The organism is Paracoccus onubensis (assembly GCF_003591515.1).
In the GTDB taxonomy this organism is placed as follows: Bacteria; Pseudomonadota; Alphaproteobacteria; order Rhodobacterales; family Rhodobacteraceae; genus Paracoccus; species Paracoccus onubensis.
In genome coordinates, this window is sequence record NZ_QZCG01000006.1 from 26,054 (window position 1) to 52,499 (window position 26,446).

The 26,446-nt window shown below is 59.7% G+C and carries 27 protein-coding genes; 1 reads left to right on the plus strand and 26 read right to left on the minus strand.

Annotation, left to right across the window (positions count from 1 at the left end; genetic code table 11):
• Window positions 1-73: 73 nt before the first annotated feature.
• The 25 genes from D3P04_RS09615 to D3P04_RS09735 form a co-directional block, all read right to left on the minus strand.
• Window positions 74-1,750: a ribonuclease J gene (locus D3P04_RS09615; RefSeq protein ID WP_119748288.1), complete on the minus strand. Its 1,677-nt coding sequence runs from the start codon at window positions 1,748-1,750 to the stop codon at window positions 74-76.
• Entirely contained in the window at window positions 1,743-2,522 is a 780-nt protein-coding gene (locus D3P04_RS09620) for a type III pantothenate kinase (protein ID WP_119748290.1), read from the minus strand. The genes D3P04_RS09615 and D3P04_RS09620 overlap by 8 nt, the downstream gene beginning before the upstream one ends.
• Window positions 2,523-2,526: 4 nt before the next feature.
• A complete protein-coding gene (locus D3P04_RS09625) occupies window positions 2,527-3,300 on the minus strand; it encodes a biotin--[acetyl-CoA-carboxylase] ligase (protein WP_408634367.1) in 774 nt (257 codons plus the stop codon).
• On the minus strand, window positions 3,293-4,801 hold the full coding sequence (gene nuoN / locus D3P04_RS09630; protein ID WP_119748294.1) for an NADH-quinone oxidoreductase subunit NuoN: 1,509 nt from the start codon (window positions 4,799-4,801) through the stop codon (window positions 3,293-3,295). Before nuoN ends, D3P04_RS09625 begins: the two co-directional genes overlap by 8 nt.
• Window positions 4,802-4,811: 10 nt before the next feature.
• Window positions 4,812-6,380: an NADH-quinone oxidoreductase subunit M gene (locus tag D3P04_RS09635; RefSeq protein ID WP_119748296.1), complete on the minus strand. Its 1,569-nt coding sequence runs from the start codon at window positions 6,378-6,380 to the stop codon at window positions 4,812-4,814.
• 1 nt (window position 6,381) lies between these two features.
• Window positions 6,382-8,538, minus strand: a complete 2,157-nt coding sequence (nuoL, locus tag D3P04_RS09640) for an NADH-quinone oxidoreductase subunit L (protein ID WP_119748298.1) — start codon at window positions 8,536-8,538, stop codon at window positions 6,382-6,384.
• A 6-nt stretch (window positions 8,539-8,544) separates the two neighbouring features.
• Window positions 8,545-8,850, minus strand: coding sequence for an NADH-quinone oxidoreductase subunit NuoK (gene nuoK, locus D3P04_RS09645; RefSeq protein WP_119748300.1), 306 nt, complete (start codon window positions 8,848-8,850; stop codon window positions 8,545-8,547).
• Window positions 8,851-8,948: 98 nt separating this feature from the next.
• On the minus strand, window positions 8,949-9,551 hold the full coding sequence (locus D3P04_RS09650; RefSeq protein WP_119748301.1) for an NADH-quinone oxidoreductase subunit J: 603 nt from the start codon (window positions 9,549-9,551) through the stop codon (window positions 8,949-8,951).
• Window positions 9,548-9,958, minus strand: a complete 411-nt coding sequence (locus tag D3P04_RS09655; RefSeq protein WP_119748303.1) for a carboxymuconolactone decarboxylase family protein — start codon at window positions 9,956-9,958, stop codon at window positions 9,548-9,550. Before D3P04_RS09655 ends, D3P04_RS09650 begins: the two co-directional genes overlap by 4 nt.
• Window positions 9,955-10,446, minus strand: a complete 492-nt coding sequence (gene nuoI / locus D3P04_RS09660) for an NADH-quinone oxidoreductase subunit NuoI (protein WP_119748305.1) — start codon at window positions 10,444-10,446, stop codon at window positions 9,955-9,957. The genes D3P04_RS09655 and nuoI overlap by 4 nt, the downstream gene beginning before the upstream one ends.
• Window positions 10,447-10,449: 3 nt before the next feature.
• Complete coding sequence (nuoH, locus tag D3P04_RS09665) at window positions 10,450-11,481, minus strand: NADH-quinone oxidoreductase subunit NuoH (RefSeq protein ID WP_119748307.1); 1,032 nt, start codon at window positions 11,479-11,481, stop codon at window positions 10,450-10,452.
• Window positions 11,482-11,499: 18 nt separating this feature from the next.
• Window positions 11,500-12,273 carry a hypothetical protein gene (locus D3P04_RS09670; protein ID WP_119748309.1) on the minus strand — a complete coding sequence of 258 codons (774 nt, stop codon included), beginning with the start codon at window positions 12,271-12,273 and terminating at the stop codon, window positions 11,500-11,502.
• A gap of 5 nt (window positions 12,274-12,278) precedes the next feature.
• On the minus strand, window positions 12,279-14,300 hold the full coding sequence (gene nuoG, locus D3P04_RS09675; protein ID WP_119748311.1) for an NADH-quinone oxidoreductase subunit NuoG: 2,022 nt from the start codon (window positions 14,298-14,300) through the stop codon (window positions 12,279-12,281).
• A gap of 10 nt (window positions 14,301-14,310) precedes the next feature.
• On the minus strand, window positions 14,311-14,901 hold the full coding sequence (locus tag D3P04_RS09680) for a DUF5333 domain-containing protein (RefSeq protein WP_232844970.1): 591 nt from the start codon (window positions 14,899-14,901) through the stop codon (window positions 14,311-14,313).
• Window positions 14,901-15,284: a hypothetical protein gene (locus D3P04_RS09685; protein WP_119748313.1), complete on the minus strand. Its 384-nt coding sequence runs from the start codon at window positions 15,282-15,284 to the stop codon at window positions 14,901-14,903. Before D3P04_RS09685 ends, D3P04_RS09680 begins: the two co-directional genes overlap by 1 nt.
• Window positions 15,285-15,290: 6 nt before the next feature.
• The gene (nuoF, locus tag D3P04_RS09690; RefSeq protein WP_119748315.1) at window positions 15,291-16,586 is read right to left on the minus strand and encodes an NADH-quinone oxidoreductase subunit NuoF; all 1,296 of its coding nucleotides are present in this window, start codon (window positions 16,584-16,586) and stop codon (window positions 15,291-15,293) included.
• Between the two features lie 27 nt (window positions 16,587-16,613).
• Window positions 16,614-16,826 (minus strand): DUF5337 domain-containing protein, encoded by a 213-nt coding sequence (locus D3P04_RS09695; protein ID WP_119748317.1) that lies wholly within the window; start codon window positions 16,824-16,826, stop codon window positions 16,614-16,616.
• Window positions 16,826-17,545, minus strand: coding sequence for a hypothetical protein (locus D3P04_RS09700; RefSeq protein ID WP_119748319.1), 720 nt, complete (start codon window positions 17,543-17,545; stop codon window positions 16,826-16,828). The genes D3P04_RS09695 and D3P04_RS09700 overlap by 1 nt, the downstream gene beginning before the upstream one ends.
• 28 nt (window positions 17,546-17,573) lie before the next feature.
• Complete coding sequence (nuoE, locus tag D3P04_RS09705) at window positions 17,574-18,662, minus strand: NADH-quinone oxidoreductase subunit NuoE (protein WP_119748321.1); 1,089 nt, start codon at window positions 18,660-18,662, stop codon at window positions 17,574-17,576.
• A gap of 8 nt (window positions 18,663-18,670) precedes the next feature.
• Window positions 18,671-19,018, minus strand: coding sequence for a hypothetical protein (locus D3P04_RS09710; RefSeq protein WP_119748323.1), 348 nt, complete (start codon window positions 19,016-19,018; stop codon window positions 18,671-18,673).
• 21 nt (window positions 19,019-19,039) lie between these two features.
• Window positions 19,040-20,278, minus strand: coding sequence for an NADH-quinone oxidoreductase subunit D (locus D3P04_RS09715; RefSeq protein ID WP_119748325.1), 1,239 nt, complete (start codon window positions 20,276-20,278; stop codon window positions 19,040-19,042).
• Between the two features lie 3 nt (window positions 20,279-20,281).
• Window positions 20,282-20,701, minus strand: a complete 420-nt coding sequence (locus D3P04_RS09720) for a GFA family protein (RefSeq protein ID WP_119748327.1) — start codon at window positions 20,699-20,701, stop codon at window positions 20,282-20,284.
• Window positions 20,698-21,318 (minus strand): NADH-quinone oxidoreductase subunit C, encoded by a 621-nt coding sequence (locus D3P04_RS09725; RefSeq protein WP_119748329.1) that lies wholly within the window; start codon window positions 21,316-21,318, stop codon window positions 20,698-20,700. Before D3P04_RS09725 ends, D3P04_RS09720 begins: the two co-directional genes overlap by 4 nt.
• Window positions 21,319-21,323: 5 nt before the next feature.
• Window positions 21,324-21,848, minus strand: a complete 525-nt coding sequence (locus D3P04_RS09730; protein ID WP_119748715.1) for a NuoB/complex I 20 kDa subunit family protein — start codon at window positions 21,846-21,848, stop codon at window positions 21,324-21,326.
• Window positions 21,848-22,213 carry an NADH-quinone oxidoreductase subunit A gene (locus D3P04_RS09735; RefSeq protein ID WP_119748331.1) on the minus strand — a complete coding sequence of 122 codons (366 nt, stop codon included), beginning with the start codon at window positions 22,211-22,213 and terminating at the stop codon, window positions 21,848-21,850. Before D3P04_RS09735 ends, D3P04_RS09730 begins: the two co-directional genes overlap by 1 nt.
• A gap of 171 nt (window positions 22,214-22,384) precedes the next feature.
• Between D3P04_RS09735 and D3P04_RS09740 the strand changes: the two genes are divergently transcribed.
• Window positions 22,385-22,663, plus strand: coding sequence for a hypothetical protein (locus tag D3P04_RS09740; RefSeq protein ID WP_182912799.1), 279 nt, complete (start codon window positions 22,385-22,387; stop codon window positions 22,661-22,663).
• 245 nt (window positions 22,664-22,908) lie between these two features.
• Here D3P04_RS09740 and D3P04_RS09745 read toward each other — a convergent pair whose 3' ends face one another.
• Window positions 22,909-26,343: a pyruvate carboxylase gene (locus D3P04_RS09745; protein ID WP_119748335.1), complete on the minus strand. Its 3,435-nt coding sequence runs from the start codon at window positions 26,341-26,343 to the stop codon at window positions 22,909-22,911.
• Window positions 26,344-26,446 lie beyond the last annotated feature (103 nt).

Genomic DNA, 26,446 nt, shown 5'->3' on the forward strand with positions numbered 1-26,446 from the left:
GTCCAAATAACCTGCGAGAAATCCGGGGGCGGCATATGCCCCCGGCCATCGCAGGACGCCAGAAACCTTATCGCTACTCTGCCGTCAAGCGGCTGATGATAACGGTCACCTCGGGTTTCTTGCCGATTTCTTCCATGCAGACCTGACGGGTGATTTTGCGGATCGCCTCGTCAAGTTTCTTGTCATCCGCGACAGTCTTGCGGTTGGCGGTCTCCAGAAACTCGGCCAGTTCGGTTTCCACATGCCGGGGCAGATCGTCACCGCCGCGGGTACGAGCGGGAAGGCCCATCAGTTCGACCCATGCGTCGGGCAGCACATTGTCATCTTCATCCACGATCACACTGATCAGGGCATGGCCGTTCAATGCCATGCGGATACGGTCGCGCACGATCCCGTCCATCGCGCCGATCAGCGTATTGCCGTCAAGATACAGCCGGCCCGTCTCGACATGGTCGATCACCCGGGGGACATCACCGGTAAGCTCAAGCATCGTGCCATTGGTCACGATCTCCGCAATTGAGCCCTTGCTACGCGCGATCTCGACATGTTCACGCAGATGCAGATGCTCGCCATGCATCGGCACGACGATCTGCGGTTTCATCAGATCATGGATCCGCTCGATATCCGGGCGGTTCGCATGACCCGAGACGTGATACAGCCCGTCCTTGTCATCGAACACATTCACGCCCAGTTCGCTAAGTGCATTCATGATGCGCCCGACCGAACGCTCATTCCCGGGAATGGTTTTCGAACTGAACAGGAAGCTGTCGCCCTCTTTCAGCGACAGGCCAAGGTAGCGTCCGCGCGACAATTGCGCGCTTGCCGCACGGCGTTCCCCCTGAGAGCCGGTGACGATCAGCATGACCTTGTCGCGTGGCAGATCCGCCGCCTCATCCGGGCCGATGGTTTCGGGAAAATCGGTCAGGATGCCGGTCTCAAGGCCTACCGAAACCATCCGGCGCATGGCGCGCCCCAGAAGGCATACCTTGCGGCCCGAAGCGATCGCGGCATCGGCAAGCGTTCTGAGCCGGGCGATATTGCTGGCGAAGGTGGTGGCCACAACCATGTTTTTCTGCGCGGTCACCCAGTCGCGGATCGGTTCGGCCAGTATGGTTTCCGAGCGGCCCGGATGGGTGGCGAATACATTGGTGGAATCGCAGGCCATGACCTTGATCCCCTGCCCCTCATTGGCAATCTCCTGCCATTTTGCGGGCTCGAAGGGATCGCCGACAACCGGCGTCTCATCCAGCTTCAGATCGCCGGTATGCAGGATCCGCCCCGCGGGCGTATCGATGATCAGCCCGGCGCTTTCCGGAATCGAGTGGCTGACCGGCAGGAACTGGACCGAGAACGGTCCTTGCTCGATGACATGCGGCCGCGGTTCGACGATCTTCACCGTATCGGTGGGCAAACCCACCTCTTCCAGTTTCAACCGGCACAACGTGGCGGTGAATTTACGCGCATAGACCGGCACGCCAAGCCGGGGCCACAGATGCGCGATCGCGCCAAGATGATCTTCGTGGCCATGGGTGATGAAGATCGCCTCCAGCCGGTCGCGGTTTTCCTCAAGCCAGGTCACATCGGGCATGATCAGGTCGATCCCGGGGCTGGACTCCATATCCCCGAATGTCACGCCCAGATCGACAAGGATCAGACGTTCCTTGCCCGGCGCGCCATACCCATAGACATAGGCGTTCATGCCGATTTCGCCCGCGCCGCCCAGCGGCAGATAAAACAGGCGTTCAGCCATTGCCCATCTCCTTGTTGTAATCGTGTATAAGTCGTAATCCGTGCATCGTCAGATCGTCTTCGATTGTGTCGAAGAGGTCAAATCCCTGATCGAAAAGCGGCGCAAGCCCCCCGGTCGCCACGACTTTGAAATCGTGGTTCCGTTCAATGCGGATGCGCTTTATGATGCCTTCGATCAGGCCGATATAACCCCAGTAAATGCCCGATTGAATACAGGCAACCGTATTCGTTCCGATGACCCGTTCGGGAGTCGTCACATCCACATGCGGCAACGCGGCCGCAGCCATATGCAATGCCTCAAGCGACAGGTTCACGCCGGGCGCTATCACGCCGCCCGCATAAGCGCCGTCGCAATCGACCAGATCGAAATTCGTCGCAGTTCCGAAATCGACCACCACCGTATAGCCGCCATGCCGGTCAAAGGCGCCCACAGTATTCGCCAGCCGATCCGGGCCAACGCGTTGCCCCGGATCCACGCGCGGCTCGACCGGCAGAAGACATTCGGGCTTGCCGACGACCAGCGGGCGAATGCTGAAATAGCGATTGCACAGCACACGCAGATTGAACAAGACGCGCGGAGCGGTGGCACTGATGATGCAGGCATCGATGTCCAGCTCGAACTTCCGCACCGCGATCAATGTGGACAGCCAGACATAATATTCATCCGCTGTGCGACGGTGATCGGTCGCGATACGCCAATGCGTCAGGAACCTGTCGCCGTCCCAGATCGAAAAAACCGTGTTGGTATTGCCCGTGTCGATACACAGAAGCATGTCCTCAGCCCCCGCTGAAATATATCTCGGCAGCAGGTATTGCCTGCCGGCCACCCGCCGTTGTCAGGATCAGTGCGCCGGTTTCGTCTATGCCGTCAAAGCGACCCTCGATCCGGGTATTCCCGGCCCGCGCAAGAATAGTTTCGCCCAGTCTTGCCGCCCGCGCCAGCCATGCCTGACGGATCGGCGCAAAGCCCTCATTCTCCATGCGCCGCGCCCAATCATTGAACGCAGGCGCAAGCGCGTCCAGCAATTCCTCGGGCGTGATCGTCAGCCCGGTTTCACCCAGCAGGCTGACGGGCCGCATGGCCCCGGCCTCGATCTGTTCGGATTCCGGTGCAGCCGCAAGGTTGACGCCGATGCCGATGGCCAGCGATGCCATGCTGCCACCGGTTCCGCTGCTTTCCAGAAGAATACCCGACAGCTTGCCGCCATTCAGCAGCACATCGTTCGGCCATTTCAACGCAAGCCGAAGTTGCGGGCCACACAGAGTAACCAACGCATCATGCAGGGCAAGCGCCGCGACAAAGGACAGCCGCGCCGCCTCGCCCGGACCACCCGTTGGGCGGAGCACCAGTGTAGCCGCGAAATTCCCCGGAGGATCGTTCCAGGGCCGTCCGCGGCGCCCGCGCCCGGCCTCTTGTCGTCGCGCCATGATCCAGGCGGGTCCGCTCAGATGCGGAGCTAGGCGAAAAGCCTCGGCATTCGTGCTGTCCACGCGCTCCAGAACATGCCGGGCGACACCGTCGGGCCAATCCGCAATCGCCGGATTATTCACTATCCGTCCCGGCGGGGCTCTGGCCTTCCACGGCATCTGCGCCTGCTGCCGCGGACTCGGGTGCGACAAGCGAATGCGCTGCCGTGGCGGCGGCCTGATCGGCGCCCATCATCGAGGCCGCGCCAAGCAAAAGGACAGCCGCGGGCACGATCAAAGCCAGATATTGCATCAATCCCATACGGCTTGCGATGGCGTCACCTTCGGCGCCGAAATACATATAATAGACGATCCGCAGGTAATAGAACGCGCCAATGACCGAAGCGACGACGCCCATCACCGCAAGCCAGGCCATGCCCGAGTCGACCGCCGCCGAAAGCACGCCAAGCTTGGCGAAAAAGCCCAGAAAAGGCGGAACGCCGGCAAGGCTGAACATCAGGAACAGCACAGCCATTCCCTTTGTCGGCTCGGACAGGGCAAAGCGGTTCAGGCTGTCCAGATCGGTCACCGGTTCGCCGTCACGCTCCATCGAGAGGATAAAGGCAAAGGTGCCGACATTCATCACCGCATAGATCGCCATATAAAGCAGCATCGCCTGCACCCCGTCGGCGGTGCCAGAAGCAAGTCCGACCAGCGCGAACCCCATATGCGCGATCGAGGAATAGGCCATCAGGCGCTTGATATTGCGCTGCCCGATCCCGGCAATCGAGCCAAGGAACATCGACATGACCGCAAGCGCCGCGACGATCTGTCCCCAGTCATCGGTCACGTTCCCGAATGCGCCGAACAACAGCCGTGCCAGAAGCGCCATGGCCGCGACCTTGGGCGCGGTGGCGAAGAAGGCCGCAACCGGCGTGGGCGCACCTTCATAGACATCTGGCGTCCACATATGGAACGGTACCGCCGAGACCTTGAAGGCAAGACCGACCAGCAGGAAGACCAGACCGAACAGAATCCCGATCGACAGGCTGTCGCCGGTCACGGTTCCCGCAATCGCTTCGAAATTCGTGGTTCCCGCAAAGCCATAGACCAACGAGGCGCCGAACAGCAACAGCCCCGAACTAAGCGCGCCAAGCACGAAATACTTGAGCCCTGCCTCCGATGATTTGGCGCTTTCCCGACGCATCGCCGCCACGACGTAAAGCGACAGCGATTGCAGCTCCAGGCCCAGATAAAGCGACAGCAGATCCCCGGCGGAAACCATCATCATCATGCCGATTGCGGCCAGGGTGATCAGGATGGGATATTCGAATCTCATCAATCCGCGCCGCATCATGTAATCCGCGCTCATTGCAAGAACTGCGGCGGCAGAGACAAGGATCGTCACCTTCGCGAAGCGCGCAAAGGAATCGTCGATGAACATGCCATAAAAAGCGGTCCGCTGAGCGGGCTGGTTGCCAAGGCCGATATATAGCCCCGCCAGCAGCAGCGCCGCGACAGTCGCCCACATGATCGGCTTTGCAATGGCATCCTTGCCGAAATAAGCCCCGGCCAACAGCGCCACCAGCGCATAGATGGCCAGCAGCAGCTCGGGCAGAATGGTCGAGAAATCGAGCGCGGTCATCTTGCTTTCCTCAATGGCTGGACTCAGAGGCGGCGGCAGAGCCAAGCGGGGCAAGCCCGTCGGCCGCCTCGTGCGGCAGAGCGTCGGTATAGCCGGCCAGCAGCGCCTCGACTGCGGGGCCGGTGATATCGGTGACAAGGCGCGGATAGACGCCCAGAAGCAGAGTCATCGCAACCAGCGGCGCGAAAATCCATTTCTCGCGCGGCGTCAGATCGCTGATCATCTTGAGACTTTCCTTGATCAACGCGCCAAGCGTCACCCGGCGATAAAGCCACAGCGCATAGGCTGCCGAAAGGATCACGCCTGTCGCGGCGACAAAGGCCACCCAGGTATTCGCCTTGAACGTTCCCATCAATGTCAGGAATTCACCTACGAAACCCGAGGTTCCGGGCAGGCCGACATTGGCAAGCGTGAAGAACATGAACACCAGCGCATAGGCAGGCATCCGGTTCACAAGCCCGCCATAGGCATCAATCTCGCGCGTGTGCATCCGGTCATAGATGACGCCGACACACAGGAACAGCGCGCCCGAGATGAACCCATGCGACAGCATCTGGAAAATCGCCCCGTCCAGCCCCTGCTGATTGGCGGCAAAAATCCCCATGGTCACATAACCCATATGCGCCACCGATGAATAGGCGATCAACTTCTTCATGTCCGACTGCGCCATGGCCACCAGCGAAGTGTAGACAATGGCGATCGCCGACATCCAGAAGACCAGCGGCTGCAACATCTCGCTTGCCACCGGGAACATCGGCAGCGAGAACCGCAGGAAACCATAGCCGCCCATCTTCAACAGCACCGCCGCCAGCACGACCGAGCCCGCGGTGGGTGCCTGAACATGGGCGTCCGGCAACCAGGTATGCACCGGCCACATCGGCATCTTCACCGCAAAACTGGCGAAGAAGGCCAGGAACAGCAGCGTCTGCATGCCGCCAACGATGGTGAATCCCAGTACCCGCAGCGTCTCGGACGGGAAATTATAGTCCAGCAAAACGGCGATATCCGTCGTACCCGCGGTCCGGTACATGGCGATCATCGCAACCAGCATCAGCACCGAGCCAAGGAAGGTATAGAGAAAGAACTTGAACGCCGCATAGATACGGTTCTGGCCGCCCCAGATGCCGATGATCAGGAACATCGGGATCAGCCCGGCCTCGAAGAACAGGTAGAACAGGAACAGGTCAAGCGCCGTGAAAACGCCGATCATCAGCCCCTCAAGGGCCAGAAAGGCGATCATGTATTCCTTCACACGCGCATTGACGTCCCATGTTGACAGAATCGTCAGCGGCATCAGGAAGGTGGTCAGCATCACGAACAGGATCGAGATGCCATCGACGCCCATCTTGTAGCGCAGACCCATGATCCATGCATGATCCTCGACGAACTGGAACCCGGTATCGGCCGGATTGAAGCCCGTCAGCAGGAACAGCGAGATCACGAATGTCGCCGATGTCGCGATCAGTGCCAGCCATTTGGCATTCTTTTGCGCCGCTTCGTCATCGCCGCGCAGGAACAGCGCCAGAATGATGGCCGCAACAATTGGCAGAAAGGTAATGATCGAAAGTAAGTTCGTCATATCAGTGCGTTCCCCGCATCATTACCCAGATCAGCAAGCCCACGATGCCAAGAACCATCGCGAAGGCGTAATGGAACAGGTAGCCAGACTGCACCCGACCGGCAAAGCGCGTCAGACGCGGGATGATTCCCATGGCTATCCCGTTGATGGTGCCGTCGATAACCACTCCGTCGCCGCCCGTCCACAGCTTGCGGCCAAGCCATTTGGCAGGACGGACGAAAACGACTTCGTAAAGCTCATCGAAATACCATTTGTTCAGCAGGAACTGATATAGCGCAGGCTGCTGGGCAGCCAGTTTTGCGGGGGCCTGCGGATAACGGATGTAAAAGAGCCACGCAACCAGCAATCCTCCAAGCATGGCAATGAACGGCGAAACCTTGACCCATGCGGGCGAATGATGCGCCTCGTCCAGAACATGATTGCCGGGATGCATGTAGATCGCGCCGCCGACCGGTGCCGGAACGTCGGTGGCAATCGCCTGTTCCTCACCCTCTGCGGGATCAGTCCCGGTCGCCGCTTCACCCTCAGCGGGTGCTGCCGCTTCCTGCCCTTCGGCGGCAGCGGTTTCCTCGCCCGTGCCCTCTTCGGCTTCGGCCTCTTCATGCCCGGCCTCGGCGCTGGCATGGGCCTCGCCATGCCCCATATGGAAGAATTCGGCCACACGGTCATGACTGCCGAAGAAAGGCTGATACCAGACCATCCCGGCAAAGATCGCCCCGACCGCCAGAACACCCAGAGGCACAGTCATGACGCGCGGGCTTTCATGGGCGTGGTCATGCGCATGATGATCGCCGCGCGGCTTGCCCCAGAAGGTCATGAACATCAGCCGCCAGCTATAAAAGCTGGTGAATGCCGCAGCAATGACCAGCATCCAGAACGCATAGGTATTGCCTGCCCATGCGCTTTCGATCGCGGCGTCCTTGGACAGGAAGCCTGCGAAACCGATATGCGTCAGCGGTATCCCGACCCCGGTAATCGCCAGCGTGCCGATCAGCATCGCGGCGAAAGTCAGCGGCACTTTCTTCCGCAACCCGCCATAATTCCGCATATCCTGTTCATGATGCATCGCATGAATGACCGAGCCTGCGCCAAGGAACAGCATGGCCTTGAAGAAGGCATGGGTCAGCAGGTGGAACATCGCCACCGAATAGACGCCTACACCGGCAGCCACGAACATATAGCCCAGCTGTGAACAGGTCGAATAGGCGATCACCCGCTTGATATCGTTCTGCACCAGCCCCACGGTCGCCGCGAAAAACGCCGTTGTCGCGCCAATGACGGTAATGAAGGTCTTGGCATCCGGGGCGAACTCATACAAGGGCGACATCCGGCAGACGAGGAAGACCCCCGCCGTCACCATCGTCGCGGCGTGGATCAGGGCGGAAACCGGCGTCGGACCCTCCATCGCGTCGGGCAGCCATGTATGCAGCAGAAGCTGTGCGGATTTCCCCATCGCGCCGATGAACAGCAGCACCGCGATAACCTCGACTGCGTTCCAGTCGCTCCAGAGGAAGTGCATCTGTGTTTGCGCCAGTTCCGGCACCTGTTCGAAAACCGTGTCGAACTGGATCGAGCCGGTCATCCAGTACAGGCCGAAAATCCCCAGCAGGAACCCGAAATCGCCTACCCGGTTGACGATGAACGCCTTCATCGCCGCCGCGCCCGCCGATTGCTTCCTGAAATAGAAACCGATCAGCAGGTAAGAGGCGACGCCCACACCCTCCCATCCGAAGAACATCTGCAACAGATTGTCAGCGGTCACCAGCATCAGCATGGCAAAGGTAAAGAAGGACAGATAGGCGAAGAAGCGCGCCTTGTAGTTCTGATCATGGTCGAAATTATCGTCATGGGCCATGTAGCCCATCGAATACAGATGGACGAGCGCCGAAACCGTCGTCACCACCACCAGCATGATCGCTGTCAGCCGATCCAGCCGGATGGCCCATTCCGAGGTGAAATCACCCGAAACCACCCAGTCGAACACCGGCAGATGCTGTACTTCGCCATCGAAGCTGAGGAAGATGATCCAGCTGAACAGCGCCGCCGCGAACAGGATGCCCGTTGTCAGATATTGCGCCGCCGTCTCGCCGATCACGCGCCAGCCGAAACCGGCGATGATCGCACCCAGCAGTGGGGCAAAAAGGATGAATTGCGCCATGTCTCCTTACCCCTTCATCACATTGACATCTTCCACCGCGATCGAGCCGCGGTTGCGGAAGAACACCACGAGAATGGCAAGCCCGATCGCCGCCTCGGCTGCGGCCACGGTCAGCACGAACAAGGTGAATATCTGCCCGGTCAGATCGCCGAGATGGGTCGAGAAGGCGACGAAATTGATATTCACCGCAAGCAGCATCAGTTCGATCGACATCAGGATGACGATGACGTTCTTGCGGTTCACGAAGATGCCGAAAATGCCGGTGACGAACAGGATCGCCCCCACCACGAGATAATGCGTCAGTCCAATCATCGTCCTTGTCCCTCAGGGTTTTTACCCACTGAAATATCCGTTTGCCACAAGAACCGCTGCCAGGATTCCGATGGCTATTGCAATTATGCTGCCGGTCCTCAAAGCCCCTGCCCCGGTTTCACGTCACGCAGTTCCATGGTTTTGGCTGGATCGCGGTGCATCTGTTCGATCACGTCCTGCCGCTTGATGTCGCGGCGGTGGCGCATGGTCAGCGTGATCGCCCCGATCATTGCCACCAGCAATACCAGACCGGCAAGCTGGAAGGGCAGCATATAATGGTCATAAAGCACGTTGCCGATCGCATGCGAGTTCATCGCCTCGCCCGTGATCGGGACGGCGCGCAATGCCTCGGCGTCCTGTGCGCTTTCCCAGGCTCCGAGCGCGATCCCAAGCTGCGCCATCAGGACGATGGCGATCAGCCCGCCAAGCGGAAGATAGCGGGCAAATTCTCCTTTGAGCTCGGCAAAATCCACATCCAGCATCATGACGACGAACAGGAAGAGAACCGCAACCGCGCCGACATAGACGATCACCAGCAACATCGCCACGAATTCCGCCCCCTGCAGTACGAACAGGCCCGCAGCCGACAGGAACGCCAGGATCAGCCACAGGACCGAATGCACCGGGTTTCTGGACAGCACGACCATGAATCCGGCCACGCAGACAGAGATCGCGAACAGGTAGAATGCAAGTGTAATCATTCGGTCTCGTCCTCGTCTTCAGTGAATACGCCCTGCGCGATTTCAAGGGCTTTCTGCATCGCTGGAATACCGCCGAACATCCCCATCTGATAGATCACCTCGGCAATCTCGCGCGCGGAGGCGCCCGCTTCACGGGCATGGCGGATGGTCAGGCGAAGCTGCGGTTCGGCATGGGCGCCCTGCACGGTCATTGCAGCGATCGTCACCAGCAGCCGCGTCCGCGCGTCAAGACCGTCACGGTTGAAGGTCTTGCCAAACCACATCTCCAGCATGTCCGACGGCATGGTCGGAACCAGTTTCTCAAACGCCCTGGTATCGACATGCTCCAGCGCCGGATTGAAGGCGCGCGCCATCTCCTGTCCGGATTGCAGCATCTGCTGGAACATCTTGTTGAAAGCGTCGGTCATCTGTAGGGCGCGTCAATGGCAAGGTTGCGGGCGATTTCGGCTTCCCAACGGGCGCCGTTATCCAGCAATTTCTGCTTGTCGTAAAACAGCTCTTCCCGGCTTTCGGTCGCGAACTCGAAATTCGGACCCTCGACAATGGCATCCACCGGGCAAGCCTCCTGGCAGAACCCGCAATAGATGCATTTGGTCATGTCGATATCATAGCGGGTGGTGCGGCGGCTGCCATCTTCGCGCGGTTCGGCATCGATGGTGATCGCCTGCGCGGGGCAGATCGCCTCGCACAGTTTGCAGGCGATGCAACGCTCTTCCCCGTTCGGGTAACGGCGCAGCGCATGTTCGCCCCGGAAGCGCGGCGAAAGCGGGCCCTTTTCATGCGGATAATTCAGCGTGGCCTTGGGTGCGAAGAAATATTTCATGCCAAGGCCAAAGCCCTTGATGAAATCGACCATCAGGAAATATTTGGTGGCTCGGGCGATATCGAATGCCATAGCTTATGCTCCCGCCCAGCGGGTCCAGAACCCGCCAAGCACTTCATATTTTACAAGAAATGCCACGATCACGACCCAGCCCAGTGACAGCGGCAGGAACACTTTCCAGCCGATCCGCATAAGCTGATCATAGCGGTAACGCGGCACGATGGCCTTCACCATGGCGAACATGAAGAACCAGAAGGCCATCTTCAGGACCATCCACAGCGCCCCGTCGGGAATACCCGGAATGGGCGACAGCCAGCCGCCGAAGAACAGCAGCGAGATCAGTGCGCACATCAGCCACATGGCGATATATTCGCCGGCCATGAACAGCAGATAGGGCGTCGAGGAATATTCGACCATGAAGCCTGCGACCAATTCGGATTCCGCCTCGGGCAGATCGAAGGGCGGACGGTTGGTTTCGGCCAGTGCCGAGACGAAGAACAGCACCAGCATCGGCAGATGCGGCAGCCAGTACCACGACAACAGCCCGGCCCCGCTTTGCGACTCGACGATGGCGGTCAGGTTCATCGAGCCGGACGAGATGATGATGCCGATGATGATCAGGCCAAGGCTGACTTCGTATGAGATCATCTGAGCGGCGGAACGCAGCGAGCCCAGGAACGGATATTTCGAGTTGGAGGCCCAGCCGCCCATGATCACGCCATATACTTCCAGCGAGGACACGGCAAAGATGAACAGAATGCCGACATTGATATCGGCCATCACCCAGCCCGGCGCGAAGGGAATCGCAACGAATGCCAGCAGCGCCAGCACCATCGACAGGAAAGGCGCAAGGAAGAATACGAATTTATCCGCACCGGCGGGAACGACGATTTCCTTGACGACATATTTCAAGGCGTCGGCGAAGGTCTGCAAAAGCCCCCAGGGTCCGACCACGTTCGGGCCGCGCCGCATCTGAACCGCAGCCCAGATCTTGCGGTCGCCATAAACCAGATAGATGAGCGAACCCATCACAAAGGCGATCAACGCAAGTCCCTGCAACAGCAGGCTGATTGCGATGCCCAAAGAGGATGCCCAGAATTCAGCCATATAGCCCGTCCCTCTGCCTTATGCCGCGGGAATGCCGCGTGCCTTGCACTCTTGCAAAGCGTCTTGTGTTTCCATGACCCGCAATCCCAGCGGCTTTTCGTCCGAGATCGTGAATGCCGCGTTGATCAGTACTTTCCCGTTACGTGTATCCTGTAACGTACGGATATGACGTCCGTAATTCGCTCCCGAGTCATTCGCCCACCCGGCCAGTGCGCAGGTGGCATACGAAAAGGCGATATCGGCGTCCACCCCTTTACGCAGATTTGCCTTAACGCTGACCAGATCGTCACCCTTGCCGGGATTCAGAACCACCACCTGCACCGCAAGGAAATCCTCGGGATCGATCTTGGCCCCTTCCCTCATATTCGGCAAAAGCGGCTGTGTCCGCGCGGCGAACGCCTCGATCATCTTCTGCTGCGCCGATTTGCGCGGTGGCCGACCGGGTTCGGCAGGACCGGCAACGCCCGAAAGGTCGATATCCAGATTGGCGTTCAACGCCATCAGGTCGGCCTCGGTGATTGCAAAGGCCTCCTTCCCTTCCGGCGAATCGAGATCCATCGAGGTCACCTCGCCATCCGGTTCGAGAATCAGGATTTCACCGGATTTCGTCGAAACCCGCGCCAGTTTCAGCTCCCCTGCTTTCGCAGACTGACCGGCGGATCCGACCCGGGCCACCAGATAATTGGGCTTTTCCGGAGGGCGCTGCGGCTTGTCCCCCGCCCCACAACCAGCCAGCAACAGCACCCCCAGAAGGGCGAGGCGAAACACGGGCTTGCGAGGGGCTGGCAGCATATCGATTACTCCGCAGCTATGGCCGGCGCATGACGCGCCGCGGCCATACGCGACAATTCCCCCATCAGGGGCGAACTGCGCGCGATTGGGTTGGTGAGATAGAAATCCTTGATCGGATTGCTGAAATCCGCGCGTCCAAGATCGGCCAGTTCCAAAGCCTGCCATTCGTTCTCGGGCACCTGATCGATCAGGGCCAGATGCGGAACCGCCTTGATCAGGGCACGGCGCAGTTGCGCCAGGCTATCCCAGGGTAATGCCTGACCCAGTTCCGCGGAAAGCGCACGCAGGATCGCCCAGTTCTCCTTGGCCTCGCCCGGCGCAAAATTGGCACGCAGCGCCAGTTGCGGACGGCCTTCGGTATTCACGAACAACCCGTTTTCCTCGGTGTAGCAGGCCGCAGGCAGGATCACATCGGCGCGATGCGCCCCCCTGTCGCCATGGCTTCCCTGATAGATCACGAACTGCCCTTCGGCGATTTCGACCTCGTCAGCACCAAGATTGAAGATCACCTCGGCACCCTCGATGGCCGCGGGCAATCCGCCTTCGGTCACGGCGCCGACATCCATCGCGCCCACGCGCGAGGCGGCCGTATGCAGGATCAGCAACCCGGAATTCGAGTTCTCGGCCAGTTTCATCGCATGGGCAAGAACCGCCTCGCCATCGGCCTCTCGGATGGCACCCTGACCAACGATGACCAGCGTCGGCTTATCACGGGTCTCATCGCTGATTTTCTGTGAAGACAGCTTTTCAAGTGCCGCTCGATCCGTGCCGACATGGGCGTAATCATAGGTCAGATCGACGGCCTCGCCCACCAGCCCGATCTGTGCGCCGGCAGCCCACGCCTTGCGGATACGGGCATTCAATACCGGGGCCTCTTCTCTGGGATTGGTGCCGATCAACTGGATCATCGCGGCATTATCGATATCCTCGATCCGCGCCGTCCCCGCATAGCCCGCGCGGTTTCCGGCAGGCAGCCGTGCCCCGTCGGTGCGGCATTCGACATTGCCGCCGAACCCCTCGATCAGCGTCTTCAGGCTGAAGGCGGCTTCGGTCGGGGCCAGATCGCCGACCAGCCCCGCAATTTTCTTGCCTTGCATCGCACGGGCCGCAGCGGTCAAAGCCTCGGGCCATGTTGCCACCCGCAATTTACCATTCTCGCGGATATAGGGCCGGTCCAGCCGCTGACGGCGCAGCCCGTCCCAGACGAAGCGGGACTTGTCGCTGATCCATTCCTCATTCACGCCATCATGGTTACGAGGCATGATCCGCATTACCTCGCGTCCCTTGGTATCGACGCGAATATTGCTGCCAAGCGCATCCATGACGTCGATCGTCTCGGTCTTGGTCAGTTCCCACGGGCGGGCGGTGAAGGCATAGGGCTTGCTGACCAAGGCGCCGACCGGGCAAAGATCAATGATATTGCCCTGCAGGTTCGAGGCCAGCGTTTCGTTCAGATAACTGGTGATCTCACTGTCTTCGCCGCGTCCGGTCTGGCCCATCTGGGTGATCCCCGCCACCTCGGACGTGAAGCGCACGCAGCGGGTGCAGGAGATGCAGCGGGTCATATGTGTCTCGACCAGCGGCCCGAGATTAAGCTCCTCCGAAGCTCGCTTGGGTTCGCGATAACGGCTGAAATCGACGCCGTAAGCCATGGCCTGATCCTGAAGATCGCATTCGCCGCCCTGATCGCAGATCGGGCAATCCAGCGGGTGGTTGATCAGCAGAAACTCCATCACCCCTTCGCGCGCCTTCTTGACCATCGGGCTGTTGGTGCGGATCTCGCTCGGCGCACCTTCGGGCCCCGGACGCAAATCCTTGACTTGCATGGCACAGGAGGCCGCCGGCTTGGGCGGGCCGCCGACCACTTCGACCAGACACATCCGGCAGTTTCCGGCAATCGACAGCCGCTCGTGATAGCAGAAGCGCGGAATCTCGACCCCGGCCTGCTCGCAAGCCTGAATGAGAGTCAGGTTGGGATCGACCTCGATTTCCTTGCCGTCGATCTTGATTGTCCGCAATTCGGCCATCATTCCATCCTTACTTTGCGCTCAGAAGCGATCCGGTGACCGTCTTCTTCGCGATTTCATCCCGCCCAAGGCGGCAATAACTCTCTGCATCGCCGTTTGTCACGCCATTGCGGGCCATGTAATCCTCGGCCACGGCATAAATGCGCTGCTTATCGGCTTTGCTGTCCAGAAACGCCTCGATCTGGGCTTCGGAATATCCCTTGTCGCGCGCATATTTCTTGAGCGCGCGCGCCTGCGACCACGCATAAACCATTCTTGCACTGATCGAGGGGCATTCCCGTCGGATCCGGTCGGCGATCCGCGCCGCGATCAGGCGGTCATTGATATAACGCTCCTGGCTCAACGGCTCCAGCGCGACGGCGGGAATAGCGGTCAGGGTCAATGTCGCGGCAATTGCTGCCGCCATGCAGTTACGGGCTTTCATGGCTCGTGCCTCCGGTCTGTTATGTCTGCCGGACATAACACGGAACGCGGTCGCACGGTTCGGTGAAAGATGCGTGAAGGTCGCCACATGTCCGGCAAAACCCATCACAGCCGCGCCAGCCGCAATCACCGCCCTGCCGGACGGCGCGATCTGCATGGCTGAACGCAGGTTCATCATCACTCGTTACACTCCCGGAAGCGATAGACCGACTTGCCCTGATGCTGCGACAGGTTACCCGGCCCGATCAGCCCCTTGCAATGAACCGCAAAGGCCCGATAGGCACCCTGTTCATCCGCGGCGGTCATCGGCTTGCCATCCGTACGGCTAACGACCCAACCCGATCCGGCGCCGGCAAGGTCGAGTGGCGATTGCGCGACGCCGGACGCCGCGCCGGCTTCAACCGCATCGACCCGATATTGCACGCCATTCACCTGAGCACTGGCAAGCGGCGGCGGAGCATCCGGGCCGCCGATGCCGAAACAGCCGGACAATGCAGTCAGCCCCAGCATGCCAACCAGAATTCCGGCACGATCAGCAATGTTACGGATTCCGATCATCATTGCCCCCTATTCCGCCGCCATGGCGCCCATGCGCCCCGTTCGTCTGGCCTTGATCCGATCCTCGATCTCCTCGCGGAAATTGCGGATCAGACCCTGAATCGGCCATGCAGCCGCATCACCCAAAGCGCAGATCGTGTGGCCCTCGACCTGTTTGGTCACGTCAAACAGCATGTCGATTTCCTCGATCTCGGCCTCGCCCCGGACCAGTCGATCCATCACCCGCATCATCCAGCCGGTGCCCTCGCGGCAGGGCGTGCACTGACCGCAGCTTTCATGCTTGAAGAATTTCGACAGCCGCCAGACCGCCTTGATGACATCGGTGGACTGATCCATCACGATCATGCAGGCAGTGCCAAAGCTCGACCTCAGATCGCGCATGCCGTCGTAATCCATGATCGCGGTCTCGCATTGCTCGGCCGTCAGGACCGGGCAGGACGCACCGCCGGGAATCACTGCTTTCAGGTTCTTCCAGCCGCCGCGCACGCCACCGCCATGCTTTTCGATCAATTCCTTCATGCTGATCGACATGGCCTCTTCCACCACACAGGTGTTTTCGACATGACCGGTCAGGCCGAACAGCTTCACCCCGGCATTGTTCGGACGCCCGAAACCTGCGAACCATTCCGGCCCCCGGCGCAGGATCGTCGGCACCACGGCGATGGATTCGACATTGTTCACGGTTGTCGGGCAACCATAGAGCCCGGCCCCAGCAGGAAACGGAGGCTTCATCCGTGGCATGCCCTTCTTGCCTTCAAGGCTTTCCAGAAGCGCCGTTTCCTCGCCGCAGATATAGGCGCCTGCGCCGTGATGCAGGTAGCAATCGAAATCCCAGCCCGACCCGGCGGCATTCGCGCCCAGCAATCCGGCATCGTAACATTCGTCGATCGCCGCCTGCAAAGCCTCGCGCTCGCGGATATATTCGCCGCGCAGATAGATATAGCAGGCATGCGCGCCCATCGCGAAACTGCCAATCAGGGCGCCCTCGATCAGGGTATGCGGATCGTGGCGCATGATCTCGCGGTCTTTGCAGGTCGCGGGTTCCGATTCGTCGGCATTGATAACCAGATAAGAGGGGCGGCCATCGCTTTCCTTGGGCATGAAGGACCATTTCAACCCGGTCGGAAAACCAGCGCCGCCGCGCCCGCGCAACCCCGAGGCCTTGACCTCTTCGACGATCTTGTCACGACCACGTGCAAGGATAGCCGCCGTCCCGTCCCAATGGCCACGCTTCTTCGCGCCTTCCAGACTGCGGTCACCCATCCCATAGAGGTTGGTAAATATGCGATCCTGATCTTTCAGCATCCTGTTCCTGTCCTCTTCATCCGGGCGTCAAGCATTCCTGCGCCGCCAAATACGCCAGGTCACAAGCAGCGACCAGACAAAAGCGCCGATAGCGGCAAGATCGATCAGATAGGCCCATTTCGCGGCCCAGCCATATTGACTGCCAAGCCATTGCATCCCCAGCCAGCCGATCATCGCAATCGCGATGACAACGGCGACCAGCCGCATCTGCCCGCTATCCTGATCGCGCCGGTGATCCATCAGTAAACGTCACCCTTCTCGACGCGCTTCGAAAATTCCGTCTCGCCCCCCGCCGCAAGTATCCGGGCCTGCCCAACCCAGTCATCGCTGCGGATACGGCTGCCCATCCGGCCGATCAGTTCGGCGAAATGGTCAATCTCGGCATCGCCCCATTCCGCGATCTGCGCAAAGCGGGTTACGCCATGTTGGCTTAGCAGATCTTCAAGTTTCGGACCCACGCCCTTGATCTCCTTCAGATCATCTTTTGCCGCTTCGTCCTTGGCCGCCGGTTGCGCCGCAGGGCCGACTCCCGCAGATGCGACGCTTCCCGATTCGGTCGACCTCGGGGCGGCGGCTTCTGAATCGGCACCGCCTGCCGGTTGCTTCATGACGGCATCGCGTCCCTCTGCCCGCTGCGGAGGTTCAGCTGTCCGGGACCCCGCATCATCCGGATCGTCCTGCCGCTTCGCCGCCATATCAGCAAATCCAACCGCTGATGCCACCGGCTCTGGCTGGGTAACCGTCGAGGATGGCTGCCAATCTTCGCCGCCGACCGAACGCGCGCCGCCACAGAGGAACCAGATCAGAAACTGGCCCATCAACCCCGCAGCAATCAGGCCCAGAAACAAGCCTTCGAACCATCGCAACGGGCCGACACCAGAGGTGAAAATCCACACGAGAAGGCCAAGCACGCCCCCGGCGATCCAACAATTTCTGGTGCAATTAGCGGTCGACATCATCTTCTCCCGATCCTAGCGGTTTCCTGACTTACTCCTTATCATACAAATTCTCTTTTTCCGCGCGGCTGGAAAATTCGGTCTCGCCGCCCTCGGCAAGCACCTTGGCCTGCGTCACCCAGTCATCGCGCGAGGCCCGGCCCTTGAAACCTTCCAGATTGGCATCAACCCAGGCCAATTCTTTGGCCCCCCAGGCCGCAACCTGATCGAAATGCCAGAATCCAAGGCTGTTCAACAATTCTTCGAGCTTGGGTCCAACGCCCTTGATCAGCTTGAGATCATCGGCGGCATCGTCCCTTGGGGCATCAAGTCCTTCTGGCCGGCGACCCGCCTCGGCCGGCAGGTCGGGCTCTTGAGCGATCTCGCGGGTTTCGGTTTTCCGAGCCTGCTCCGTCGCTGCTGCGGGTTGGTCCGATTTCAGCCATTTCGTCAGAATCGGCACTTCGGTACCGTCGATCCGCTTGACCGTCTCGCCGAATTCGCGGGCAAGCGCCGCACTGGCATTCAACTCGCCGCCACCCCCACCATGATCCCGCAACGAGGTCAGACCTGCCGCCGGTTCGGACGCAAAACGACCATTCTGCGGTCCGGGCAATGGTACTTTTCCGTCAGAGAATGCGTCAAGCAACGCTTCCAGTTTCGCAGGGGTCAGATCCTCGTAATAATCCTTGCCGATCTGCGCCATCGGTGCATTGGCACAGGCGCCCAGGCATTCGACCTCTTCCCAGCTGAACTTGCCGTCTTCCGAAACCGTATGCGGGGTCGGCGCGATCCTGCGCTTGCAAATCTCGATCAGATCCTCGGCACCGCAGATCATGCAGCTCGTCGTTCCGCAAATCTGTATATTGGCAATTTTCCCAACTGGTTGCAGTTGGAACATGAAGTAGAACGTCGCCACCTCAAGCACCCTGATATAGGGCATATCAAGAAGCGCCGCGCAATATTCGATCGCGGCACGGCTAAGCCAGCCTTCCTGTTCCTGCGCGCGCCACAACACCGGAATGATCGCCGATTGCTGGCGACCCTCGGGATATTTGGTCATCTGCGCTTTCGCCCATTCCAGATTGGCGGGCGTGAATTCGAAGCTGTCCGGCTGGACGGGATGAAGTCTGCGAAGCATGAAAACCCTCAGTTCATCGCAAATAGCGACAGGAAGGCGCCGAATGCCGCCGCCCCCCCGATCGCGAGATGAAGCCAGAACGGATGACCCGCCCGGCGGTAAATATAAGTGTCACCAAGACTGATGACGGCAATGGCGATCAAAAGGCCAAACAACACGCGCGGGGCGCCAAACCAGGACGCCACCACAGCCAGCACCGTCAGCCCGGCATATCGAACCAGCATGGCCTGCGGGAGCATATCGATCCGGTGCTGAATCAGCTTCAGTCCGCTTTGCTTGTTCAACGCAAGCAATACGGTAACGCCGATCATCGCCAGCGCCAGAAGCCAGCCGAACCAATTAACAAGGGTTGCCATCACACGGCCTCTCCTTACCCGTTACCTGTCGACCTCACCGAACACGATATCCATCGTGCCGATAATAGCTGAAACATCCGCCAGCAAATGCCCTTTGGCCATCCAGTCGATGGACTGAAGATGCAAAAACCCCGGAGCCCGCAGCTTGGCACGGTAGGGCTTGTTGCTGCCGTCGCTGACCAGATAAACGCCGAATTCGCCCTTTGGCGCTTCGACCGCGGCATAGACTTCGCCTGCGGGAACACGGAAACCTTCTGTATAAAGCTTGAAGTGGTGAATCAGGCTTTCCATGTCGCGCTTCATATCGCCGCGCCGTGGCGGAGCCAGCTTTCCACGCGCCATCACATCGCCCGCAGGCTCTGCGCGCAGCTTGTCGATCGCCTGTTTCATGATCCGGACCGATTGCCGCATCTCTTCCATGCGGATCAGGTAACGGTCGTAGCAGTCACCATTCCTGCCGACCGGGATCTGGAAGTCGAATTCATCATAGCATTCATAGGGCTGACTGCGCCGCAGATCCCAGGCCATGCCGGAGCCGCGCACCATCACGCCGGAATAGCCCCAGTCAAGGCAATCCTGTTCGCTGACAATGCCGATATCGACATTGCGCTGCTTGAAGATACGATTCTCGGTCAGCAACCCGTCCAGATCGTCGACAACTTTCAGGAACGGATCGCACCATGCCTCGATATCATCGATCAGTTCAGGCGGCAGATCCTGATGCACGCCGCCGGGGCGAAAATAGGCCGAGTGCAGCCGCGCACCGCAGGCGCGTTCGTAAAACACCATCAGCTTTTCGCGCTCTTCAAAGCCCCACAAGGGCGGGGTCAGTGCTCCGACATCCATCGCCTGCGTGGTCACGTTCAGCAAATGGTTCAGGATCCGCCCGATCTCGGAATACAGCACCCGGATCAGGCTGGCTCGGCGCGGGATTTCCGTGCCGGACAATTTCTCGATGGCCAGGCACCATGCATGTTCCTGATTCATCGGTGCGACATAATCAAGCCGATCGAAATATGGCAGGTTCTGCAGATAGGTGCGGCTTTCCATCAGCTTTTCGGTACCGCGATGCAGCAGCCCGATATGCGGGTCCGCACGCTCTACGACCTCGCCGTCCAGCTCAAGCACCATGCGCAAAACACCATGTGCGGCAGGGTGTTGCGGGCCGAAATTGATGTTGAAATTGCGGATGCGCTGTTCACCCGTCAGATAATCGGCATTGCCGTCATCGTAACTGTTATTGCGAATATCGCCGTCCATCACTCAGCCCTCCTTGCCCGGGGCGATCATCGCCATGAACTCGGCCCCCGTCATACGCGGATGCTCTCCGGCCAGAGAATAGCTGGAGGGCTTTTCGTCAATAAAGATTTCGCTTTCGAGCGGGAATTGCGACGGATCGTCGAAGCACTGGGCGGAAACCACGTTATGCACACCGTCAACGGTGCGATACATGATGCTGCTGCCGCATTGGGAACAAAACAGCCGCTCGGCCCAGTCCGAGGACCGGTAAATGCCCAGCTTGCTTTCATCCTTGAAAACAGGCGGTTCAGAGAGATCGACCGCGATATTGATGCCCCCGGTCCATCTGCGGCACATATTACAATGACAGACCGCCGCGCCGCCTTTGGGTATGGCGGTAAACCGCACCGCGCCACAGAGGCACTGACCTTGCAATTCGGTCATTTCATCCCCTCCTTCTCGTCGCCGGGCAGGATATATTTCGCCCCTTCCCATGGCGACAGGAAATCGAACTGGCGATATTCCTGTGTCAGATTCACCGGTTCGTAGACCACGCGCTTTTCGGATTCGTCATAGCGCACCTCGACATAGCCGGTTGTCGGGAAATCCTTGCGCAGCGGATAACCGCGGAAACCGTAATCGGTCAGGATCCGGCGCAAATCGGGATGGCCCGAGAACATGATCCCGAACATATCGAAAATCTCGCGTTCGAACCAGTTGGCCGAGGGATGGATCCTGATCAGCGACGGCACGATCTCATCCTCGCGGATAGCGACCTTCACCCGAATGCGCTGGTTCTGATACATCGACAGGAAATGCCAGACCACGTCGAAACGCTGCGCCCGGGCCGGATAATCCACAGCGGTGATATCGACCAATGTCGAAAAACGGCAACTTGAATCACTGCGCAGAAATTCGACCAGATCCAGCAGGCCGCTGACCGTGCAGGTCACCGTCAGTTCGTCGAATTCGACCTGTGTATCCAGCACGGAATTGTTGCGGCGCAGGCTGATATGCTCACCCAGTTGCTGCAGCGCATCAAGATCGGGATAGGCTGTCATGGCTTTTACCTCACCAGCGTGCCGGTGCGCCGGATGCGACGCTGAAGTTGCAGGATGCCATAAAGCAGCGCCTCGGCCGTGGGCGGGCAGCCGGGAACATAGATATCCACCGGCACGATCCGGTCACAGCCACGCACCACCGAATAGCTGTAATGATAATAGCCGCCGCCATTGGCGCAGGACCCCATGCTGATGACATAGCGGGGCTCGGGCATCTGGTCATAGACCTTCCGCAATGCCGGGGCCATCTTGTTGGTCAGCGTACCCGCCACGATCATCAGGTCCGACTGGCGCGGACTTGCGCGCGGGGCGGTACCGAACCGTTCGACATCATAACGTGGCATCGACACCTGCATCATCTCGACCGCGCAACAGGCCAACCCGAAGGTCATCCAGTGCAGTGAGCCGTTACGGGCCCAGTTGATGATATCCTCGGTCGTGGTCAGCAGGAAACCCTTGTCCTGCAGTTCGGAATTCAGGGCCTGGGTCGCGACCTCGCGATCGGCCCCGGCGGTGTTGGCACCGGTCATCACGCCCATTCCAAAGCACCTTTCTTCCATTCATAGGCAAAGCCAACCGTCAGAACGGCAAGGAACACCATCATCGACCAGAATGCCGACTCGGACAAATCCGCGAAACCGACCGCCCAGGGAAACAGGAATGCCACCTCGAGATCGAAAATGATGAACAGGATCGAGACCAGGTAGAACCGGACGTCGAACTTCATCCGCGCGTCGTCGAATGCGTTGAAACCGCACTCATACGCACTGACTTTTTCCGGATCGGGGTTGCGCACCGCGATGACGACCGCGGCAAGAATCAGAACGAGAGCAAGGCCCGAGGCCATTGCGGCAAAAACGAGGATCGGCAGATATTCCTGCAGAAGATGTTCCACGGGCGAAATCCCCTTGTCGGTCGCGGGGATTTTGCTGGCTGCCCCGCGACGGGTTGGCTTGGCACGGTTTAGACCTGACGGCCAGCGGGGTCAACGGGCGGAGGGGCAGGACGGCAGAGGAAAACACCAAGAATTTTTGTGTTTTCGAGCAGTCGCATTAATTGTTTTTAAATGTCTGGCGGATTTCCTGAAATCCAACGAAACAGAACTTTAGAGAGTGTCATATGTAAAATATTGGCAACAATCCCATTGCTTTTGCCGCTTGATGCCTGCGTGGATCACGGCAAATCAAAGGTTCACGCTATCGGCGGGCCGCCCGTCATCGCCCAGTTGACAGCGACCGACAGGGCAGTCATCGAAGATCGTTATAAAGCACGTATTGAAAATCGCCTGAAAGTGATACTTTACAATGCGAAAGGTGCATATTTCAACATCGCGGCATATTGCTGATTTGCGGATGTATCAACCTGACGGATAGTGGTGGGCGGAGGGATTGGAAGACAGCCCTTCTTCGCATTCGTGTGACGGGGAAGCAACGGAACCAAGGGGACTCTCGACACCATCGTCATTGCGGCGGAGCGTAGTCCGGTAGCCGTTAAGGTCCACAAGCTTTACGGGCAGATCGGCATCTCTAGGAACGCAGCATCCCGAAAAAATGTAGTTTTCTCTTTCGGGATGCTTTGCCGCTAATTACCTCACTCCAATTCGATCATCAGGTCTTTTGCATCGATCTGTGCGCCGGGCGTGATGTGGACGGCCTTTACGGTGCCGTCGCGATCGGCGTGAATGCCGGTCTCCATCTTCATTGCCTCGATGGTCAGCAGCAGATCGCCCTGCTTGACCACCTGCCCCGCCTTGATTGCAACCGAGGCGACCACCCCCGGCATGGGCGCGCCGATATGCGCCTCATTCGCCGGATCCGCCTTGGGGCGCGCCACGGTTTCGGCTTTCACCTTGCGGTTAGGCACCCGGACGCTGCGCGGCTGACCGTTGAGTTCGAAGAACACCTTCACCTCGCCCTGCTCATCCGTTTCGCTCAAGGTCTGAAAGCGGATTTCCAGGGTCTTGCCGGGATCGATCTCGGCCGTGATCTCTTCTCCGGGTTCCATTCCGTAAAAGAAATTCCGGGTCGGCAAAGCCCGCACCGGACCATAGATACGATGCCTGCCCATATAGTCGAGGAACACTTTCGGATACATCAGATAACCGTTCAGATCCTCATTATCGACGGCTTTTCCCTCCAGCTCTTCGGACAGTTTCGCCCGTTCGGCCTCCAGATCGACCGGCGCCAGATGTGCGCCGGGTCGGTCGGTGACCGGGGCCTCGCCCTTGAGGATGCGCCGTTGCAGGGCTTCGGGCCAACCACCGGGCGGCTGCCCCAGATTGCCGCGCATCATGTCGACGACCGAGTCGGGGAAGCTGACATCGACATCCGGATCCGCCACCTGCTCGGGCGTCAGGTTCTGGGCGACCATCATCAACGCCATATCGCCCACCACTTTCGAGGATGGCGTGACCTTGACGATATCGCCGAACATCCGGTTCACATCGGCATAGGCCTGCGCGACCTCGTGCCAGCGATCCTCAAGCCCCATGCTGCGCGCCTGGGATTTCAGGTTGGTGAACTGGCCGCCCGGCATTTCGTGCAGATAAACCTCGGACGCGGGCGATTGCAGGCCGGATTCGAAGGCGGCATAGTTTTCGCGCACCCGCTCCCAGTAGTTCGAGATGGCGCGGATATGACCGATATCCAGCCCGGTATCGCGTTCGGTCACGGCCAGGGCCTCGACCACGCTGCCAAGGGTCGGCTGGCTGGTATTGCCCGACAGCGCGTCCATGGCGCAATCCACGGCATCCACCCCCGCTTCCGCCGCGGCCAGAATCGTCGCGCTGCCCATGCCGCTGGTGTCATGGGTATGGAAATGCACCGGCAGGCCCACTTCTTCCTTCAGGGCCTTGACCAGCAATGTCGCGGCAGCCGGTTTCAGAAGCCCGGCCATATCCTTCAGGCCCAGCACATGCGCGCCGGCAGCTTTCAGCTCGCTGGCGGTTTTCACGTAATATTGCAGATCGTATTTGGCGCGATCTGGGTCCAGCATATTGCCGGTATAACAAACCGAGCCTTCGCAGATCTTGCCGGATTCGATCACCGCATCCATGGCCACGCGCATATTCTCGACCCAATTCAGACTGTCGAAAACGCGGAACACATCCACTCCGGTCTCGGCGGCCTGACGCACGAAGGACTGCACGACATTATCGGGATAATTGGTATAACCGACCCCGTTACTGGCCCGCAGCAGCATTTGCGTCATCAGGTTCGGCATCCGGGCGCGGATATCGCGCAGCCGTTGCCAGGGGCATTCCTGCAGGAAACGATAGGCGACATCAAAGGTCGCGCCGCCCCAGCATTCGACGCTGAACAATTGCGGCAGATTGGCGGCATAGCTGGGTGCGACCCGGATCATGTCGATCGAGCGCATCCGCGTTGCCAGCAGCGACTGGTGACTGTCGCGCATGGTCGTGTCGGTGATCAGCAGCCGCTTTTGCGCCGCCATCCAGTCGGCAACCGCCTGGGCGCCCTTTTCCTCGAGCAGCTGCCTTGTGCCGGGGGCAGGTTCGGCTGTCGGCGCGGGTGGCGTCGGCTCGCGTGTCTGTGCGGGCGGCACGGGACGGCCTGCCGTTTCGGGATGGCCGTTCACGGTGATATCGGCCAGATAGGTCAGGATCTTGGTTCCACGATCCCGGCGTTTGCGGAACGAGAACAGATCCGGGGTCGTGTCGATGAATTTCGTCGTATAGGTGTCGTCAAGAAAAACCGGGTGTTTCAGCAGGTTGATGACGAAATCGATATTCGTGCTGACGCCCCGCACCCGAAATTCCCGCAAGGCGCGATCCATCCGCTTGATCGCCTGATCCGGGGTCTGCGCCCAGGCGGTGACCTTCACCAGCAGCGAATCGTAGAAGCGCGTGATGACTCCGCCCGAATAGGCAGTACCGCCATCCAGACGGATCCCCATGCCGGTGGCCGAACGATAAGCGGTGATCCGCCCGTAATCGGGGATGAAATTGTTCTGCGGATCCTCGGTCGTCACCCGGCATTGCAGCGCATGGCCGGACAGTTCGATATCCTCCTGCCGCCCCGCCCCGGTCGCCTCTGCCAGAGTCGCGCCCTCGGCGATCCTGATCTGGGCCTGCACGATGTCGATCCCCGTCACCTCCTCGGTGACCGTGTGTTCGACCTGGACACGCGGGTTCACCTCGATGAAATAGAACTCCTGGCTGTCCATATCCATCAGGAATTCGACCGTGCCGGCGTTCTGGTAGCCGACCGCCTGCCCGATCTTCAACGCCAGCGCACAGACTTCCCTGCGCTGCGCCTCGGTCAGATAAGGAGCGGGCGCACGTTCGACCACCTTCTGGTTGCGGCGCTGCACGGTGCAGTCGCGCTCATACAGGTGATAAAGCCCCCCATGCGTGTCGCCCAGCAACTGCACCTCGACATGCCGCGCCCGCAGGATCATCTTTTCCAGATAACCCTCGCCATTGCCGAATGCGGCTTCGGCCTCGCGCCGGCCCTCGCGGACCTTTTCGACAAGTTCGGCCTCGGAATTGATCGGACGCATGCCCCGCCCGCCGCCGCCCCAGCTAGCCTTGAGCATCAGCGGATAGCCGATCTCTGCCGCCTCGCGCTTGATGGCGTCGAAATCATCGCCCAGCACCTCGGTCGCGGGGATGACCGGCACACCGGCCCCCATGGCGACCCGACGGGCGCTGGCCTTGTCGCCAAGGGCGCGCATCGTCTCGGCCCTGGGACCGATAAAGGTAATTCCCGCTTGCGCGCAGGCATCCACGAAATTCGGGTTTTCGGACAACAGCCCATAGCCCGGATGGATCGCATCCGCGCCCGATTCTTTCGCCACCCGGATAATCTCGGGAATCGAAAGATACGCCGCCACCGGTCCCAGCCCCTTGCCGATCCGGTAAGCCTCGTCCGCCTTGAAACGGTGCAGACCCAGCTTGTCTTCTTCGGCATAGACCGCGACCGTGCGTTTCCCCAACTCATTCGCAGCCCGCATAACGCGAATCGCAATCTCGCCACGATTGGCAATCAGGATTTTCTGAAACATGCCGGCTCCCTATCGACGATTTGGCGCATCCTAGCGATGCTGCAACGCAGCGCAAGCATTTCAATCAGGACCCTCATACCATAGGCGGAATGAGCGAACCCCG

What these genes read in the sequence shown, in the direction of transcription:
- D3P04_RS09615 (WP_119748288.1), bottom strand. Translation starts at nt 1,750, where the DNA reads ATGGCTGAACGCCTGTTTTATCTGCCGCTGGGCGGCGCGGGCGAAATC.
- D3P04_RS09620 (WP_119748290.1), bottom strand. Translation starts at nt 2,522, where the DNA reads ATGCTTCTGTGTATCGACACGGGCAATACCAACACGGTTTTTTCGATC.
- nuoN (WP_119748294.1), bottom strand. Translation starts at nt 4,801, where the DNA reads ATGACCGCGCTCGATTTCTCGACCATTCTGCCCGAGCTGCTGCTGGCC.
- D3P04_RS09635 (WP_119748296.1), bottom strand. Translation starts at nt 6,380, where the DNA reads ATGACGAACTTACTTTCGATCATTACCTTTCTGCCAATTGTTGCGGCC.
- nuoL (WP_119748298.1), bottom strand. Translation starts at nt 8,538, where the DNA reads ATGGCGCAATTCATCCTTTTTGCCCCACTGCTGGGTGCGATCATCGCC.
- nuoK (WP_119748300.1), bottom strand. Translation starts at nt 8,850, where the DNA reads ATGATTGGACTGACGCATTATCTCGTGGTGGGGGCGATCCTGTTCGTC.
- D3P04_RS09650 (WP_119748301.1), bottom strand. Translation starts at nt 9,551, where the DNA reads ATGATTACACTTGCATTCTACCTGTTCGCGATCTCTGTCTGCGTGGCC.
- D3P04_RS09655 (WP_119748303.1), bottom strand. Translation starts at nt 9,958, where the DNA reads ATGACCGACGCTTTCAACAAGATGTTCCAGCAGATGCTGCAATCCGGA.
- nuoI (WP_119748305.1), bottom strand. Translation starts at nt 10,446, where the DNA reads ATGGCATTCGATATCGCCCGAGCCACCAAATATTTCCTGATGGTCGAT.
- nuoH (WP_119748307.1), bottom strand. Translation starts at nt 11,481, where the DNA reads ATGGCTGAATTCTGGGCATCCTCTTTGGGCATCGCAATCAGCCTGCTG.
- D3P04_RS09670 (WP_119748309.1), bottom strand. Translation starts at nt 12,273, where the DNA reads ATGCTGCCAGCCCCTCGCAAGCCCGTGTTTCGCCTCGCCCTTCTGGGG.
- nuoG (WP_119748311.1), bottom strand. Translation starts at nt 14,300, where the DNA reads ATGGCCGAATTGCGGACAATCAAGATCGACGGCAAGGAAATCGAGGTC.
- D3P04_RS09680 (WP_232844970.1), bottom strand. Translation starts at nt 14,901, where the DNA reads ATGATGAACCTGCGTTCAGCCATGCAGATCGCGCCGTCCGGCAGGGCG.
- D3P04_RS09685 (WP_119748313.1), bottom strand. Translation starts at nt 15,284, where the DNA reads ATGATGATCGGAATCCGTAACATTGCTGATCGTGCCGGAATTCTGGTT.
- nuoF (WP_119748315.1), bottom strand. Translation starts at nt 16,586, where the DNA reads ATGCTGAAAGATCAGGATCGCATATTTACCAACCTCTATGGGATGGGT.
- D3P04_RS09695 (WP_119748317.1), bottom strand. Translation starts at nt 16,826, where the DNA reads ATGGATCACCGGCGCGATCAGGATAGCGGGCAGATGCGGCTGGTCGCC.
- D3P04_RS09700 (WP_119748319.1), bottom strand. Translation starts at nt 17,545, where the DNA reads ATGATGTCGACCGCTAATTGCACCAGAAATTGTTGGATCGCCGGGGGC.
- nuoE (WP_119748321.1), bottom strand. Translation starts at nt 18,662, where the DNA reads ATGCTTCGCAGACTTCATCCCGTCCAGCCGGACAGCTTCGAATTCACG.
- D3P04_RS09710 (WP_119748323.1), bottom strand. Translation starts at nt 19,018, where the DNA reads ATGGCAACCCTTGTTAATTGGTTCGGCTGGCTTCTGGCGCTGGCGATG.
- D3P04_RS09715 (WP_119748325.1), bottom strand. Translation starts at nt 20,278, where the DNA reads ATGGACGGCGATATTCGCAATAACAGTTACGATGACGGCAATGCCGAT.
- D3P04_RS09720 (WP_119748327.1), bottom strand. Translation starts at nt 20,701, where the DNA reads ATGACCGAATTGCAAGGTCAGTGCCTCTGTGGCGCGGTGCGGTTTACC.
- D3P04_RS09725 (WP_119748329.1), bottom strand. Translation starts at nt 21,318, where the DNA reads ATGACAGCCTATCCCGATCTTGATGCGCTGCAGCAACTGGGTGAGCAT.
- D3P04_RS09730 (WP_119748715.1), bottom strand. Translation starts at nt 21,848, where the DNA reads ATGACCGGTGCCAACACCGCCGGGGCCGATCGCGAGGTCGCGACCCAG.
- D3P04_RS09740 (WP_182912799.1), top strand. Translation starts at nt 22,385, where the DNA reads ATGTCTGGCGGATTTCCTGAAATCCAACGAAACAGAACTTTAGAGAGT.
- D3P04_RS09745 (WP_119748335.1), bottom strand. Translation starts at nt 26,343, where the DNA reads ATGTTTCAGAAAATCCTGATTGCCAATCGTGGCGAGATTGCGATTCGC.